Origin of the sequence: Actinoplanes sp. NPDC023936 (assembly GCF_040639325.1) — a bacterium.
GTDB lineage: Bacteria > Actinomycetota > Actinomycetes > Mycobacteriales > Micromonosporaceae > Actinoplanes.
On sequence record NZ_JBEZZR010000019.1, the window covers coordinates 120,626 to 135,206 of the forward strand.

General features: G+C 69.1%; 14 protein-coding genes. 7 read left to right on the forward strand and 7 right to left on the reverse strand.

Annotated elements, in window-relative coordinates; genetic code table 11:
- Positions 1–129: 129 nt before the first annotated feature.
- Positions 130–2,247, forward strand: coding sequence for an excinuclease ABC subunit UvrB (uvrB, locus tag AB0F72_RS24120; RefSeq protein WP_360435277.1), 2,118 nt, complete (start codon positions 130–132; stop codon positions 2,245–2,247).
- A 706-nt stretch (positions 2,248–2,953) separates the two neighbouring features.
- Here the strand turns inward: uvrB and AB0F72_RS24125 are convergent.
- The gene (locus tag AB0F72_RS24125; RefSeq protein WP_360435279.1) at positions 2,954–3,289 is read right to left on the reverse strand and encodes an antibiotic biosynthesis monooxygenase; all 336 of its coding nucleotides are present in this window, start codon (positions 3,287–3,289) and stop codon (positions 2,954–2,956) included.
- Between the two features lie 671 nt (positions 3,290–3,960).
- On the opposite strand from AB0F72_RS24125, the gene AB0F72_RS24130 reads away from it, so the two are divergent.
- Positions 3,961–4,956: a TerC family protein gene (locus AB0F72_RS24130; protein ID WP_360435281.1), complete on the forward strand. Its 996-nt coding sequence runs from the start codon at positions 3,961–3,963 to the stop codon at positions 4,954–4,956.
- A 321-nt stretch (positions 4,957–5,277) separates the two neighbouring features.
- Here AB0F72_RS24130 and typA read toward each other — a convergent pair whose 3' ends face one another.
- Positions 5,278–7,140 (reverse strand): translational GTPase TypA, encoded by a 1,863-nt coding sequence (gene typA, locus AB0F72_RS24135; protein ID WP_360435283.1) that lies wholly within the window; start codon positions 7,138–7,140, stop codon positions 5,278–5,280.
- Between the two features lie 150 nt (positions 7,141–7,290).
- Here typA and AB0F72_RS24140 point away from each other — a divergent pair, with 150 nt between their 5' ends.
- Together AB0F72_RS24140 and AB0F72_RS24145 are read left to right on the forward strand one after the other, a co-directional pair.
- Entirely contained in the window at positions 7,291–8,127 is an 837-nt protein-coding gene (locus AB0F72_RS24140) for a transglycosylase SLT domain-containing protein (RefSeq protein ID WP_360435285.1), read from the forward strand.
- A gap of 184 nt (positions 8,128–8,311) precedes the next feature.
- Positions 8,312–8,734, forward strand: coding sequence for a 50S ribosomal protein L11 (locus tag AB0F72_RS24145; protein ID WP_360435287.1), 423 nt, complete (start codon positions 8,312–8,314; stop codon positions 8,732–8,734).
- A gap of 95 nt (positions 8,735–8,829) precedes the next feature.
- Here AB0F72_RS24145 and AB0F72_RS24150 read toward each other — a convergent pair whose 3' ends face one another.
- The 3 genes from AB0F72_RS24150 to AB0F72_RS24160 all read right to left on the reverse strand — a co-directional run bounded on the left by AB0F72_RS24150 (position 8,830) and on the right by AB0F72_RS24160 (position 10,402).
- Complete coding sequence (locus AB0F72_RS24150; RefSeq protein ID WP_360435289.1) at positions 8,830–9,459, reverse strand: ATP-dependent Clp protease proteolytic subunit; 630 nt, start codon at positions 9,457–9,459, stop codon at positions 8,830–8,832.
- A 212-nt stretch (positions 9,460–9,671) separates the two neighbouring features.
- Positions 9,672–10,064 (reverse strand): roadblock/LC7 domain-containing protein, encoded by a 393-nt coding sequence (locus AB0F72_RS24155; protein ID WP_360435291.1) that lies wholly within the window; start codon positions 10,062–10,064, stop codon positions 9,672–9,674.
- Positions 10,061–10,402 carry a hypothetical protein gene (locus AB0F72_RS24160; protein ID WP_360435350.1) on the reverse strand — a complete coding sequence of 114 codons (342 nt, stop codon included), beginning with the start codon at positions 10,400–10,402 and terminating at the stop codon, positions 10,061–10,063. Before AB0F72_RS24160 ends, AB0F72_RS24155 begins: the two co-directional genes overlap by 4 nt.
- A 293-nt stretch (positions 10,403–10,695) precedes the next feature.
- On the opposite strand from AB0F72_RS24160, the gene AB0F72_RS24165 reads away from it, so the two are divergent.
- Both AB0F72_RS24165 and AB0F72_RS24170 read left to right on the forward strand, forming a co-directional pair.
- A complete protein-coding gene (locus tag AB0F72_RS24165) occupies positions 10,696–11,205 on the forward strand; it encodes a SigE family RNA polymerase sigma factor (RefSeq protein ID WP_360435293.1) in 510 nt (169 codons plus the stop codon).
- A gap of 12 nt (positions 11,206–11,217) precedes the next feature.
- Positions 11,218–11,910 carry a hypothetical protein gene (locus tag AB0F72_RS24170; protein ID WP_360435295.1) on the forward strand — a complete coding sequence of 231 codons (693 nt, stop codon included), beginning with the start codon at positions 11,218–11,220 and terminating at the stop codon, positions 11,908–11,910.
- A 67-nt stretch (positions 11,911–11,977) separates the two neighbouring features.
- Here the strand turns inward: AB0F72_RS24170 and AB0F72_RS24175 are convergent, their stop codons facing one another.
- Together AB0F72_RS24175 and AB0F72_RS24180 are read right to left on the reverse strand one after the other, a co-directional pair.
- Complete coding sequence (locus AB0F72_RS24175; RefSeq protein WP_360435297.1) at positions 11,978–12,574, reverse strand: MBL fold metallo-hydrolase; 597 nt, start codon at positions 12,572–12,574, stop codon at positions 11,978–11,980.
- Positions 12,571–13,272: a maleylpyruvate isomerase family mycothiol-dependent enzyme gene (locus tag AB0F72_RS24180; protein WP_360435299.1), complete on the reverse strand. Its 702-nt coding sequence runs from the start codon at positions 13,270–13,272 to the stop codon at positions 12,571–12,573. Before AB0F72_RS24180 ends, AB0F72_RS24175 begins: the two co-directional genes overlap by 4 nt.
- 196 nt (positions 13,273–13,468) lie before the next feature.
- Between AB0F72_RS24180 and rsgA the strand changes: the two genes are divergently transcribed.
- On the forward strand, positions 13,469–14,488 hold the full coding sequence (gene rsgA, locus AB0F72_RS24185; RefSeq protein ID WP_360435301.1) for a ribosome small subunit-dependent GTPase A: 1,020 nt from the start codon (positions 13,469–13,471) through the stop codon (positions 14,486–14,488).
- Positions 14,489–14,581 lie beyond the last annotated feature (93 nt).

A 14,581-nucleotide genomic window follows, 5' to 3' on the forward strand; every position in this document is an offset into this window, starting at 1 on the left:
GGTAGGTGGCCGGTTCAACCCCGCCCAGTGCCGCTGCCCGGGGTGAATGTGCACCATCGGCACGCCGGTTCGTTCTGGGCTGAACCCCGGCGGCCGGAAGTTGTCGTACCCCCGACGTACGGTGTGAACATGGCGCTCGACATCCCACGACTGGACGGCCGATTCGAGGTCGTCAGCGAATTTCAGCCCGCGGGTGACCAGCCCGCCGCGATCGACGAGCTCGAGCGGCGCGTCCGCCGCGGCGATCGCAACACCGTGCTGCTCGGCGCCACCGGCACCGGCAAGAGCGCCACGACGGCCTGGCTCATCGAGCGGCTGCAGCGTCCGGCGCTCGTGCTCGCGCCCAACAAGACGCTCTGCGCCCAGCTCGCCAAGGAGTTCCGCGAGCTGCTGCCGAACAACGCCGTCGAATACTTCGTGAGTTACTACGACTACTACCAGCCCGAGGCGTACATCGCGCAGACCGACACCTACATCGAGAAGGACTCGTCGGTCAACGAAGAGGTGGAGCGCCTGCGGCACTCGGCGACGATGTCGCTGCTGACCCGCCGTGACACGATCGTGGTCGCCACGGTCAGCGCGATCTACGGTCTGGGCACCCCGCAGGAATACGTGGAGCGTGCCGTCCGGGTCAAGGTCGGCGGCGAGATCGACCGCGACAAGCTGCTGCGCCGCCTGGTCGACATTCAGTACACGCGGAACGACATGGCCTTCCAGCGCGGCACCTTCCGGGTCCGCGGGGACACGCTGGAGATCATCCCGGCGTACGAGGAGCTGGCCATCCGGGTCGAGCTCTTCGGCGACGAGGTGGAGAAGCTCTACTACCTGCACCCGCTCACCGGCGAGGTGGTCCGCGAGGTCGACGAGCTGATCATCTTCCCGGCGTCGCACTACATCGCCGGCCCGGAGCGGATGGAGCGGGCGATCCGCGACATCGAGGCCGAGCTGGCCGACCGGCTCGCCGAGTTCGAGCGGCAGGGCAAGCTGCTGGAGGCACAGCGACTCCGGATGCGGACCACCTACGACATCGAGATGATGCGGCAGGTCGGCTTCTGCAACGGCATCGAGAACTATTCGATGCACATGGACGGCCGCGCACCCGGCGAGCCGGCCTACACGCTGCTGGACTACTTCCCCGACGACTTCGTCACGGTCATCGACGAGTCGCACGTGACGATCCCGCAGATCGGCGGGATGTACGAGGGGGACGCCTCCCGCAAGCGCATCCTGATCGAGCACGGCTTCCGGCTGCCCAGCGCCGCCGACAACCGGCCGCTGCGGTTCGACGAGTTCCTCGAGCGGGTCGGCCAGATGGTGTTCCTGTCGGCGACCCCCGGCCCGTGGGAGATGGGGCAGGCCCAGGGCGAGTTCGTCGAGCAGGTGATCCGCCCGACCGGCCTGGTCGACCCGGAGGTCGTGGTGAAACCGACAAAGGGCCAGATCGACGACCTGATGCACGAGATCAAGCTGCGCACCGAGCGCGACGAGCGGGTCCTGGTCACCACGCTGACCAAGAAGATGGCCGAGGACCTCACCGACTACCTCCTGGAGAACGGCATCCGGGTGCGCTACCTGCACTCCGAGGTCGACACGCTGCGCCGCGTCGAGCTGCTGAAGGAGCTGCGCAAGGGCGACTACGACGTGCTGGTCGGCATCAACCTGCTGCGCGAGGGTCTCGACCTGCCCGAGGTGTCGCTCGTCGCGATCCTGGACGCCGACAAGGAGGGCTTCCTGCGCAGCGGCCGCTCGCTGATCCAGACCATCGGCCGCGCCGCGCGTAACGTCTCCGGCGAGGTCCACATGTACGCCGACAAGATCACCCCGTCGATGCGGGACGCGATCGAGGAGACCGACCGCCGCCGCGCCAAGCAGATCGCCCACAACGAGGCCAACGGCATCAAACCGCAGGCCCTCCGCAAGAAGATCCACGACATCCTGGACGACATCTACCGCGAGGCCGAGGACACCGACTCCGCGGTCGCCGGCCCGATGGTCGGCGGCGGAGGCCGTCAGATGTCCCGCGGCAAGGCCCCGGTGCCGGAGACCCGGTCCAAGGCGCGAGCAGGCGCGGGCCCGGCCCGCGAAGGCATGGCGCGTGCCGAGCTGGCCCAGCTGATCCAGGACCTGAGCGACCAAATGCTGGCAGCAGCCCGCGAGCTGCAGTTCGAACTGGCCGCCCGCATCCGCGACGAGGTGGCCGAACTGAAGAAGGAACTCCGAGGCATGGACATGGCAGGGGTGAAGTAACCGCAACCCCACACCATGGCCGCGTTAGCGGCGGCGCGGATCTCGGCGCGGGCTGCCTGTGTCGCCACGGTGCGGCCTGCCCGTTCCGCCACGGTGCGGGCGCCTGTGTCGCCACAGTGCGGGCTGCCCGTGTCGCCACAGTGCGGCCCACCCACGCGGGCGCACCGCTCGAGTCCGCGTGGCTCGCGTGGCCTCGCGTGGCGAGTCCCCGGGACGGGTTCCTGAGGGCGGTCACCGCACGCGGGGCTGTTCGTGTGCGCTCACCGCTCGGTGGCACACCAACGTGTCGCCCGATCGCATGCCGGACTTGTCGCCGTTATCCCGGCGGCCGACGTGATCAACGTGTGTCGACCTTGGCGCGATGCCGTGCGGGAGCGAGAGTGGGCGCCCGCCGGCCCGTGACCGTGCCCGTGACCGTGACCGTGACCGTGACCGTGACCGTGACCGTGACCGTGGGTGCTGGAATCCGGGGTAAAGGTTGCGCTTCGCGGAAAGCCGCGGACGCTCCGGGCCCCGCAGAATGACGCAAAGCCGCAGCGCTCCACCATCGCCCGTAACGCATCGTGAGGCGAAGCGGGCTCGGCATGGCTTCCGGGACGCAGACGCGGCGACTCATGCACCCAGCGGGCGAAACTGAAGGTGACCGAGCGACCGGGCAACCGAGCAACCGGGCGACCGAGCGGCCACTACAGCCCGCCGCAGGGCCTCAAGCGGTGAAGAAGTCTCGCTCCGGACCGGGGCGCAGACCAGCAGACCCCACCTCGCTGAAGAACTCCGACAGCGGCGGCTGCGCGATACTCGCCGCGATCAACGCCCGCCACTGCGCGAACCTCTCGGTGCCCCGGAAGCCGTGCTCCTGCGCCTCCATGCTGTCCCACTCCACCAGCAGCAGGAACCTCGTGACCGACTCCGCACCCTGCTTGACGCGCACCGACCGGCACCCCGGTGTGCTGGCGAACATCGGGCGGGCGGCCTCGTAGGCGTTCAGGAAGTCGTCCTCCCGGCCGGGCAGAACGTCGATCAGCATGACTTCGAGAACCATGCGGCAAGCGTCCCATACGCGTTACATGGCTGACTTACGAGGATGCTTCGGGAACTGTGAGGGTTCGCCCGAAAACTGACTGTCACCGGAGATAGCCTGAGCAAAAGCCGCAAACGAAGGCCGTAAACGAAGGCCCTGAACGAAAGGCCCTGAACAAAACGCGACTTGTCAGGAGAAGCGGCTGAACGCCCCCGGATGCGCGCTTTGGACCGCGAGTCCCCTCACTCTTGGGTCTCCCGGTGTGCCGATCCGGGACGTGATGCGCAACAATGGGTCCCGTGGGAGGGGAGTATTCCCCTGCTCCGGTCTCGTCAACACGGAACGCCGCCCCTCGGCGCGCCCGGGGCCGGTGGTCGCGGGCATGCTCGCGGCGGAAGAGACCTCCGACAGTCGCACGTCGCAACCTTCGCTCGGACGACGAGTCTCGCCAGTCGAGTCTTGCTGGCCGAGCCTCCGCAGACGAGTCTCGGGCTCGGGTGTCGGTGACCGGAAAGTGTCACCGATTCTCCAGCACGAGACCCGCCGCTGAGGCCCGGTGTCGGGTTCCGGTCAGTCGTGGCTCACTCACCTGAGTCCGCGAATCTCGATCTCGGAACTCGGGTAGCAATTCTCGGTATGAGATTCGGCCATGAGTGGGCGCAGCGACGACCCGTGTCTGCCGGAGGTCCTCGTTGAACGTTCCTGTCTGGGTCTGGGTCGCCACCCTCGTCGCGCTGGTGGCCGTCCTCGCCGTCGATCTTCTGATCATCGGGCGCAGACCACACGAACCCAGCATGAAGGAAGCGGGAAGCTGGGTCGGCTTCTACGTCGGCCTGGCGGTTCTCTTCGGCATCGGTGTCTGGGTGACCTCGGGCGGGCAGTACGCGGGTGAGTTCTACACCGGCTGGCTGACCGAGTACTCGCTGAGCGTCGACAACCTCTTCGTCTTCGTGATCATCATGGCCCGGTTCGCCGTGCCGAGGCATCTGCAGCAGAAGGTGCTGCTGATCGGCATCGTGCTGGCGCTGCTGATGCGTGGCGCGTTCATCGTCGCCGGCGCCGCCCTGATCGCGCAGTTCTCCTGGGTGTTCTACATCTTCGGCGCGTTCCTCGTCTACACCGCGATCACGCTGGTCAAGGGCGGGGAGAACGACGAGGAGGACTTCAAGGAGAACCTGCTGATCCGCTGGACGAAGCGGGCCCTGCCGATCTCCTCGACGTTCGGTGACGGCCGGTTCAGCGTGGTCACCGAGACCGGCAAGCGGCTCTTCACTCCGATGCTGATCGTGACGATCGCGATCGGCACCACCGACCTGATCTTCGCGCTCGACTCAATTCCGGCGATCTTCGGCATCACCAAGGAGCCGTACCTCGTCTTCACCGCGAACGTGTTCGCGCTGATGGGTCTGCGCCAGCTCTTCTTCCTGCTCGGCGGCCTGCTGCAGCGCCTGGTCTACCTGAACATCGGCCTGGCCGTGGTGCTCGCCTTCATCGGTGTGAAGCTCTTCCTGGAGGCCCTGCACACCAACACCCTGCCGTTCCTCAACGACGGGCACGGCTTCCACTGGGCGCCGGAGATCCCGATCTGGCTCTCCCTGCTGGTCATCCTCGGCACTCTCGGCATCGCCACCGTCGCCAGCCTGATCAAGTCCTCCCGGGACCGCAAAAGAGAACTGATCAACAACTAAAGATCAACACCCTGCTTGGGTACGGTCGGAGCACCGCACCCGAGAGGCGTCCGAAACACGGGCCGGGCCCGGGCGAGTCACTCGCCCGGGCCCGTCGCCGTCCGGGTGAGCGGCCCCGGTGAGCGGCCCCGGAGGGCGGCCCCGGAGGGCGGCCCCGGAGGGCGGCCCCGGAGGGCGGCCCCGGAGGGCGGCCCCGGAGGGCGGCCCCGGAGGGCGGCCCCGGAGGGCGACCCCGGTGAGCGGGCTGCGGCCGTACCCCATGGGGGTGAAAGAAAGCGCCCTGCCCGGCGGTGAGCCGGACAGGGCGCGGGAGTGCTGGTGTTACTGGTGCTTGCGGCGCGCGGCGGCCCGGCCGCGGGCGTTCTGGTCGAGGACGACCTTGCGGATGCGGATCGCATCCGGGGTGACCTCGACACACTCGTCCTCGCGGCAGAACTCGAGGGACTGCTCCAGGGACAGCTTGCGCGGCGGGATCACCTTCTCGGTGTTGTCCGCGCTCGCGGCCCGCATGTTGGTGAGCTTCTTCTCCTTGGTGATGTTGACGTCCATGTCGTCCTCGCGAGAGTTCTCGCCGACGATCATGCCCTCGTACACCTCGGTGGTCGGCTCGACGAAGAGCTGGCCGCGCTCCTGCAGGTTGATCATCGCGAAGCCGGTGACCGCGCCGGCCCGGTCGGCGACCAGGGAGCCGTTCTGGCGGGTGCGGAGCTCGCCGAACCACGGCTCGTGGCGCTCGTAGAGGTGGTGCATGATGCCGGTGCCGCGGGTCTCGGTGAGGAACTCGGTGCGGAAGCCGATCAGGCCACGCGCCGGGACCAGCCACTCCATGCGGAGCCAGCCGGTGCCGTGGTTGATCAGCTCCTCCATCCGGCCCTTGCGGGTGGAGAGCAGCTGGGTGATGGCGCCCATGTACTCGTCGGGGGCGTCGATGGTGACCCGCTCGACCGGCTCGTGCACCTTGCCGTCGACGACCTTGGTGACCACCTGCGGCTTGCCGACGGTCAGCTCGTAGCCCTCACGGCGCATCTGCTCGACCAGGATGGCCAGGGCCAGCTCACCACGGCCCTGCACCTCCCAGGCGTCCGGGCGGTCGGTCGGGAGGATGCGGAGCGAGACGTTGCCGATCAGCTCCTTGTCGAGGCGGTCCTTGACCATGCGGGCGGTGACCTTGGCGCCCTTGACCTTGCCGACCAGCGGCGAGGTGTTGGTGCCGAGGACCATCGAGATGGCCGGCTCGTCGACGGTGATCAGCGGCAGCGGGACCGGGTTCTCGGCGTCGGCGAGGGTCTCACCGATCATGATGTCCGGGATGCCGGCGAGGGCGATGATGTCGCCGGGGCCGGCACTCTCGGCGGGCTTGCGCTCCAGGCCCTCGGTGACCAGCAGCTCGGAGATCCGGACGTTGCTGATCGTGCCGTCGGTCTTGCACCAGGCCACGGTCTGGCCCTTGCGGATGGTGCCCTCGTGCACGCGGCAGAGCGCGAGACGGCCGAGGAACGGCGACGCGTCGAGGTTGACGACGTGCGCCTGGAGCGGGGCGCCCTCGGTGAACTTCGGGGCCGGGATGGTCTCCAGGATCGTGCTGAACAACACGTCGAGGTTGTCGCTGTCCTCCGGGACGGTGCCGTCCTTCGGCTGGGTCAGCGAGGCGATGCCGTCCCGGGCGCAGGCGTAGACGATCGGGAACTCGATCTGGTGCTCGTCGGCGTCGAGGTCGAGGAAGAGCTCGTACGTCTCGTCGACGACCTCCTTGATCCGGGCGTCGGGACGGTCCACCTTGTTGATGATCAGGATGATCGGCAGCTTCGCGGCGAGGGCCTTGCGCAGCACGAAGCGTGTCTGCGGGAGGGGACCCTCGGACGCGTCGACGAGCAGCGCGACGCCGTCGACCATGGTGAGGCCGCGCTCGACCTCACCGCCGAAGTCGGCGTGGCCGGGGGTGTCGATGATGTTGATGATGACCGGCTCGCCCTCGGCGGGCTTATAGCTGATCGCCGTGTTCTTGGCGAGAATGGTGATGCCCTTTTCCCGCTCCAGGTCCATGGAGTCCATGACGCGGTCGGCCATCTCGCCGCGCGCGTGGGACTGGCTGCCCTGGCGCAGCATGGCGTCGACCAGGGTGGTTTTGCCATGGTCGACGTGAGCGATGATGGCGACGTTGCGTAGGTCGGTGCGGGTCTGCATGGATCCCATTGTCCCCGGCTCAGGTTGCCGTTCGTGACACGGGGTCAAGTCCCAGAACTTGTGGTCATCTGTCCTGTTTTCGGGACTGTGTCAATGGTCTGACAACTGTTAGCGTCCATCCTCGATGTCTTTCGGGGGAAGGTTTCGTCGATGAACGCGGTGGTACGGACCAGGCTCTTAGCCGGTTTTGTCGTGCTTGTCGTGGCCGGTGGCTGCGGTATGGCCGGCGCGTCCGAGGAGAAGGCGGCGCCCGCTCCCTCGGTGATCGCCACCACGGAGGAGTCGCCGTCGCCGGAGGTGACCGAGGAGCCGGTCGCCGAGGAGTCGCCCTCGCCGGTTCCGTCGAAGAAACCCGCCTCGAAGAAGCCCGCCTCGAAGAAGCCCGTCTCGAAGAAATCCCCGTCGTCGAAGACGCCGGCCACGCCGACCGAGGACCCGAACAACTTCGAGCCGCCGGCCTGCGCCGAGTTCGAGGGCAAAGAGGTCTCCAAGGCCAAGGCGAAGACCGCGCTGAACGCGGCCGCGGCCAAGACGTACTGGCCGACCTCGGCGCCGAAGCTCAAGGTGCCGGCCGACCTGGTCCGGGCCGTCGCGTGGCACGAGAGCGGCTGGACGTCGAACATCGTCAACTGCGACGGCGGATTCGGCCTGATGCAGGTGATGCCGGACACCGAGTCGTTCATCAACCAGCGCTTCGAGCAGTCCTACGACTCGCATGCCTACCGGCAGAACGCGGTGATCGGCGCGAACTATCTGGCCTGGCTGACCAAGGCGTTCGGTGACCAGTACTTCAAGGGCAACTACAGCCTGAGCGCCTCGAAGTGCAAGTCCGACTCCTCGCTCTGCCTGCTGAACATGGTCATCGCCGGCTACAACATGGGCCGCGGCTCGGTCGACGAGGGCTACGCGAACAAGGAGCTGGTCAACCCGGAGTACGTCGGCGTGGTCCGCAACCTGATGCGATCCTGCTACTGCGACAAGTACTGACCAGCCCGGACGCGGGGCTGTTCGGCCTGCGAGCTACACTGGTGGTAGAACCCGAGACCCCCTGTGTTCAGCCGTTTTGACCCTTGAGTCAGAGCAGTAGTAGGGTCTCGGGGTTGTCGTGTGTCGTTGATGCTGGCGAGCTGCGTTGTCTCGGCCCGCAGCTCACCCTAAGGAGCCTTACCCGATGCCTCCCAAGAAGAAGACCCATGAGGTAACCCTCGCGCTTGAGGCGGGTAACGCCGCGATGGTCGACCTCGGTAAGATGCTCGGCCCGACCGGTGCCAACATGCGCGCCGTCAAGGTCGAGTACGACGAGGCCACCGCGAAGAACCGTGGCGAGATCATCCCGGTCATCGTCTCGGTCTACGAGGACCGCAGCCACACGCTGGCCTACAAGACGCCGCCGACCAGCTTCCTCATCAAGAAGAGCCTCGGCATTCCGTCCGGCGCGGCCAACCCGCTCACCACGACCGTCGGCACGCTCAGCGACGCCCAGGTCAAGGAGATCGCGGAGCGCAAGCTGCCCGACCTCAACGCGAACGACCTCGACGCCGCCATCCAGATCGTCAAGGGCACTGCCCGTTCGATGGGTGTCAAGGTCGCCTGAAGCGCCTGAGAAACGGGCCCCGGCTGATGCCGGGGCCCGTTTTTCGTGTGCTCTGTTCGTGTCCCTGCCGTGTGCTCTGTTCGCGTCCCTGCGGATCAGCGGGGCTTGGGCGTTATCAGCTCGGTGATCAGTCCGTACTCCAGGGCCTCGGTGGCGCTCAGGCTCCGGCCGGTGGAGAGGTCGTCCTCCACCCGGCTGCGGGGCTGGCCGGTCACCTCGGCGAGCCGGACCACGACCTCCTCCAGCTCGCGCAGGTGCTGGCCGGCCGCGGCGGCCACCTCGTCGGCGGTGCCGGTCACGCCGGCGGCACGGGGCTCGGCCAGCTTGAAGCGGGCGTGCCGGTACGCCGCGCGCTGGTCCGAGGCGGCCAGCACGGCCAGGACCGCGCCGCCCGCCTCCGAGGTGACCAGGGCCTGCACCGGGGCGGTCAGCGAGTCGATCACGTCGATGATGGAGAGCGCCGCGCTCAGGTCGCCGCCGGAGCTCGCCACGTGCAGGTGGATGGGGTCCGGGCCGGCCGAGTCGAGGGTCAGCAGCGCCGCCACGGTCCCGGTCGCCACGTCCGGGGTGAGCTGGCCGCGCAGCATCACGATCCGCTGGTCGAAGAGGCGCTCCTCGAGCCAGCCGGGCAGGCCGGGGCCGGAGCCGGGCAGGTGCGGAGGTTGCCAGTCGGGCTGCGTGTGCGGCGGGAAACCCCACCGGTTCGGATCATGCCGGTTGTCCACCGCTACCTCCAGTGCTCGGGGGTTCCCGCCAGCCTAGTCAGCGAACCGAGGCATCGATGCCTGTTCCGCTCTTGGCCGAAACGGGGCCGAAGCCGGGAGACCGAAACGGGGACCCAGAAACGGGGACCCAGAAACCGGGGGCCGGGAACCGGGGGCCGGGAACCGGGGCCGAGCGGCGCCCGCCCGCCGCCCGGGCCGGCGGGCGCCGACTGCTACACGCTGCGGATCTGCAGCAGGCCGGCGAGCCGGGCGGTGACCGGGCGGGCCTCCAGGTGCAGGCGCGCGATGTTGAGCCCACCGTCGCCGATCACGGCCAGCAGCGCCAGGTCGCCGATCGCGTAGACCGAGAGGTACCCGTTCTGGTTGTGGATCGTGACGTCGGCGAAGCCGCCCTGGCCGAGGACCCCGCCGGTGGTGCGGCTGATGCCGTGCGCCCCGGCGGCGAGGGCCGCCACGTCGTGCGGTTCCGGGCCGGTCGTGTTGTCGTGCAGGATGAGGAGGCCGTCGACGCCGGCCACCACGCAGGCCAGCACGCCGGGCACCTGGTAACGCAGGCCGGCGAGCTCGGCGTAGATCGGCTTGTAGGGGTCGGCGGGGTGGGTCATACGTCCAGTTCCCGCTCGATCTTGCGGAGCTGGTGGCGGGCCAGGCCGAGGTTGGCGCGGCCCTTGTCCAGCGACAGGTAGAGGAAGAACGCCTCGGCGTGGCGCTTGTTCTGCACCAGGCGGATCAGGTGGTACTGCGTGTCGAGCGTGATCAGGATGTCCTCGATACCGTCCTGGAGGCCGAGCATCTCCAGAGTGCGAACCTTGGCCCGGATCACGTCGGTGTTGCCGGCCGCGGCGATGTTCATGTCCATCGTCTGGCCGCCGCCGAGCACACCCAGGGTGAGGCCGCTGGTGTAGTCGACGAGTGCCACACCGATCGCACCCTCGATACCCATCGCTTCCTTGAGGGCAGTCTCGATATTCACTGCTGGTGCTCCGTTTCGCTTTCGAGAGGGGATGCCGACATGATCGGCGGAGCCAACCCTCGCACGCGCAATTTGCTCAAACCCTGAACTAATGCCAGGTTCGGCCGAAGGGTGTTGATCTCCAGGCGGATGTCCCCGGTGGGGATCGCCCGAACGGCTCGGAACGCGTCGCGTCGACGGATGGACAGCCGAAACACCCCGATCGTGCAACCTGTCGCGCCCGCGGCTCGTCAAGGGGGCGTGAGAGTGAGAGAGGGGCTCGTGTGAAGAACGAGCGTGACGAACAATTCCACCGATTCGTGGTGACCCGGCGCGCCGGGCTGGTGCGGACGGCCACACTGCTCACGGCGGGTGACGCGCACCTGGCCGAGGATCTGGTCCAGTCCACGCTGACCAAGCTCTACGTGGCCTGGCCGGCGTTCCAGCGAGCCGACAACCCGGACGGATATGTGCGGCGAACTCTGGTGAACGCGCTGACCGACGAGCGGCGGCGCTGGTGGCGCAGGCGGGAACGGTCGATGGCCGAGCTTCCCGACCGGGCCGCGGCGGAGATCCCCGGCGCGGACATCTCGGACGGGCTGCGCGCGGCTCTGAAGGAGCTGCCGCCACGGATGCGGGCGGCCTTGGTGTTCCGCTACTTCTACGACCTCGATGTCGCCGACACCGCCGACGCCCTCGGATGCTCCGAGGGAACGGTGAAGAGCCAGACCGCCCGGGCGCTCGACCGGCTTCGCGCGGTCATCGGCCAGAACCCGTCCCTAGCACTGCGCTGACCAGGAGTTGTGATGACTGATCTCTACGAAGGGTTCAACCGGCTCGCCGGACCAGGTGCCGAGCCGACCGCCGAGCAGATCGAGGCCGATCTGGCCCGGGGCCGTACCGCGCTGCGCCGGCGCCGGATCTTCCAGACCGGTGGGGCTTCCACGTTCGCGATCGCCGCGGTGGCCGCGGCCGTCGCGTTCGCCACCACCGGGACCGCCTCGCCGACCCCGCCGCCGCTGGCACAGGGAACCACCTCCAGCAGCACCCAGGCGCCGGCCGTGAAGCTGGTCGCCTACACCGGTGGGCAGCCCGACGGCTTCGAGATCGACCAGGTGCCGGAGGGCTGGGTCCTCCAGGGCTCCGACCAGAGCAGCCTGGTCCTGGCGCCCGAGGGCCCGCTCGCCGACCCGTCCACCGGCCCGGCCGGCGTCGCCAACAGCGACCCGCACAGCTACGTCGGCAAGATCGCCGTGATGCTGCAGGACGCCGGTGCGCCGGCCGACCTGGGCGGCAAGAAGGTCGAGGTGGGCGGCAACCCGGGCGTGCTCACCAAGATGCTCGACCAGACCGACGGCTCGACGCTGTTCCTGAAGGTTCCGGACCGCGGTCACCTGGTGATCCAGGTCTGGGACGGCCTCGGCTGGGGCGAGAAGCAGGTGCTCGAGTTCGCCGCCGGCATCCACGTGAACGACAACGCCACCAAGAGCGTCGGCTGATCAGCCGACGGCGGTAGAAAAGGGGAGACCGGAGCAGTTGAGGTGCCCCGGTCTCCCCTCCTCCTGTCTACCAGCCCCGCGCTCGCCACTCCGGCAGCTGCGGGCGCTCGGCCCCGAGCGTCGAGTCCTTGCCGTGCCCCGGATAGAAGACCGTGTCGTCGCCGAACCGATCGAAGATCTTGGCCGTCAGATCGTCCATGATCCGCTCGTGGTCCTCGGGCCGGGTCGTCTTCCCGTGGCCGCCGGGGAACAGGCTGTCCCCGGTGAACAGATGCTTCCCCTGGTAGGACAGCACGATCGAGCCCGGCGTGTGCCCGACGACATGGATCACGTCGAGGGTGACGCCGCCGACCTCGACCACGTCACCGTCGCGCAGCGTGCCGGTCACCACCGGAATGCCGTCGGCGTCGTCGGCGTGCGCCAGCGAGGCCGCGCCGGTGGCCAGCGAGATCTCCTCCAGAGCCATCCAGTGGTCCTGGTGCCGGTGCGTGGTCACCACCGACCGCAGGCCGCCCGAGCCGATCAGCTCCAGCAGGGTGCCCGCGTCGTTCGCGGCGTCGATCAGAATCCGTTCGCCGCCGTGGCTCAACAGGTACGCGTTGTTGTCCATCGGGCCGACCGACACCTGGGTCATGGTGAGGCCGCCGCCGAGATCCTTGCTCATTTCCACCTCGCTGGCTGGGGTAGCTCGCCGTCCGGCGAGACGGTCAGGTCGGCGCCGTCGCCCCGGCCGGTCAGCCACGCCACGAGCGACTTGGTCGGTCCGCCGACCACCGGACCGCTCCGGTCGCCGATCGTCAGCGGATGCTCCAGGCCGAGCGGGCGCAGCACCATGGCGGGGGTGTCCCGCGGCGGACTCGCCACGATCTCCCGCAGCAGCCGCAGCGCGAACGCGTCCGACCACTCCATCGGCGTGTACTCCCGGGCCAGGTCGACCCGGTGCACCTCGACCTCGCGCAGCCGGGCCCACGGCACCCAGGCCGCCGACTGACCGATCCCGGGCAGCGGGAACACCCAGGCCGGGGCCGGCATCGCGGCGGCCGCGTCGGCGAACCGCTCGTGCGCGGCCCGCAGGTCCGCCAGTTGCTCGGCGAGCGGGCGGCGGCACCCTGCCTCGATGTCCCGCTCCCGGGCGTCCGGCCCCGCGTACGCCGGTGTCTCCACCCCGGTGCGGGCCCACACCAGCAGGTTCGTCAACGCGTCAGCGTTGCGCGCCAGATGCGTGAGAACGTGTCCGGTGGTCCAGCCGGGCAGCGCGGACGGCGCCGCGATCACGCCGTCGTCCCAGCCGTCCGCCTCGCGCAGCAGCGCCTCGGTCGACTCTTCCACGTCGGTCATCAGGACCAGCGGATCCATGGTCACGCAACGACCCTATCGGAAATCGCTTTCGCCCCGGTCACGCTGACCGTACCGTCGGTGCCAGCCGCGTAGATCGATCGAATCCCGGCGGAGTCGAATCCCGGCAGAGCCGGCGGAGGAGGTGAGGAACGTGCACTTCGTCAACGTCGCGTTTCTTCACCCGGGGGCCTTTGCTACCCCACGACCGTAAAGGGTTCACATGTCGTACGACCTGTCCCAGCTGGGCTGGGACGAGACTTTCGCATCCGCGTACCGGCCGTTCGACCGCGCCGACGCGCTACCGGGCCGGGTTCTGCGCGCCGACCGTGGCATCTGCACGGTGCTCACCGCTGACGGCCCGGCCCGGGCCAGCCTGGGCGGTGGCGTCCTGATCGAGGGCGCCCGCGACCCGGCCGGCCTGCCCAGTTCCGGTGACTGGGTGGTGCTGCGCCAATGGCCGGACCGGCGCACCACCCTGGAACTCGTGCTGCCCCGCCGCACCACACTCATCCGCCGCACCGCCGACAAGGACTCCACCGGCCAGGTGCTGGCGGCCAACATGGACCTGGTGGCGGTCGTCGAGCCGATCCATCCCGAGCCCGACGACGCCCGGGTGGAGCGCCTGCTGGCGCTGGCCTGGGAGTCCGGCGCCCGGCCGCTGCTCGTCCTGACCAAATGCGACACCACGTCCGACCCGGTCGCTGTCGCCCGCCAGCTCGCCGAGCTGGCGCCGGGCGTCACGGTGCTCCCGGTCAGCGTCCGGACCGGCGACGGCGTCGGCGAGCTGCTGTCCCATGTCGGTCCGGGCCGCACGCTGGCGTTGCTGGGCCGCTCCGGCGCCGGCAAGTCGACCCTGACGAACGCCCTGGCCGGCGCGGCGGTCATGCCGGTGCAGGCGATCCGCGACGCGGACGGCAAGGGCCGGCACACCACCGCGTACCGCAACCTGGTGACGCTGCCCGGCGGCGGTGCGGTGATCGACACCCCGGGCATCAGAGGCGTGGGCCTGCTGGACACCGCGGCCGGGCTGGACCGCGCCTTCGCCGATGTCACCGTGCTGGCCGCGCAGTGCCGTTTCGACGACTGTCAGCACGAGTCGGAGCCCGGCTGCGCGGTGCGGGAGGCACTCGCCGCCGGTGAGCTCGCCGCCCGCAGGCTGGCGAGCTGGCGCAAACTCCAGCGCGAGGTCGCCGTGGAGAGCGGGCGCCGGTCGGCCCGGCTGGCGCGCCGCGCCCGATGACGGCGCGCCGTGTCTGATGACGGCGCGCCGTGCCCGCGGGAGGGCACGCCGGGGCCGGCGGCGGGTCGCGCCGGCGGAGGGTGCCGTCAGGTG

Excerpts from the sequence above, each read along its gene's own strand:
- uvrB (WP_360435277.1), top strand. The coding sequence starts at position 130 with ATGGCGCTCGACATCCCACGACTGGACGGCCGATTCGAGGTCGTCAGC.
- AB0F72_RS24125 (WP_360435279.1), bottom strand. The coding sequence starts at position 3,289 with ATGGTTCTCGAAGTCATGCTGATCGACGTTCTGCCCGGCCGGGAGGAC.
- typA (WP_360435283.1), bottom strand. The coding sequence starts at position 7,140 with ATGCAGACCCGCACCGACCTACGCAACGTCGCCATCATCGCTCACGTC.
- AB0F72_RS24140 (WP_360435285.1), top strand. The coding sequence starts at position 7,291 with ATGAACGCGGTGGTACGGACCAGGCTCTTAGCCGGTTTTGTCGTGCTT.
- AB0F72_RS24145 (WP_360435287.1), top strand. The coding sequence starts at position 8,312 with ATGCCTCCCAAGAAGAAGACCCATGAGGTAACCCTCGCGCTTGAGGCG.
- AB0F72_RS24155 (WP_360435291.1), bottom strand. The coding sequence starts at position 10,064 with ATGACCCACCCCGCCGACCCCTACAAGCCGATCTACGCCGAGCTCGCC.
- AB0F72_RS24160 (WP_360435350.1), bottom strand. The coding sequence starts at position 10,402 with ATGGGTATCGAGGGTGCGATCGGTGTGGCACTCGTCGACTACACCAGC.
- AB0F72_RS24170 (WP_360435295.1), top strand. The coding sequence starts at position 11,218 with ATGACTGATCTCTACGAAGGGTTCAACCGGCTCGCCGGACCAGGTGCC.
- AB0F72_RS24175 (WP_360435297.1), bottom strand. The coding sequence starts at position 12,574 with ATGAGCAAGGATCTCGGCGGCGGCCTCACCATGACCCAGGTGTCGGTC.
- rsgA (WP_360435301.1), top strand. The coding sequence starts at position 13,469 with ATGTCGTACGACCTGTCCCAGCTGGGCTGGGACGAGACTTTCGCATCC.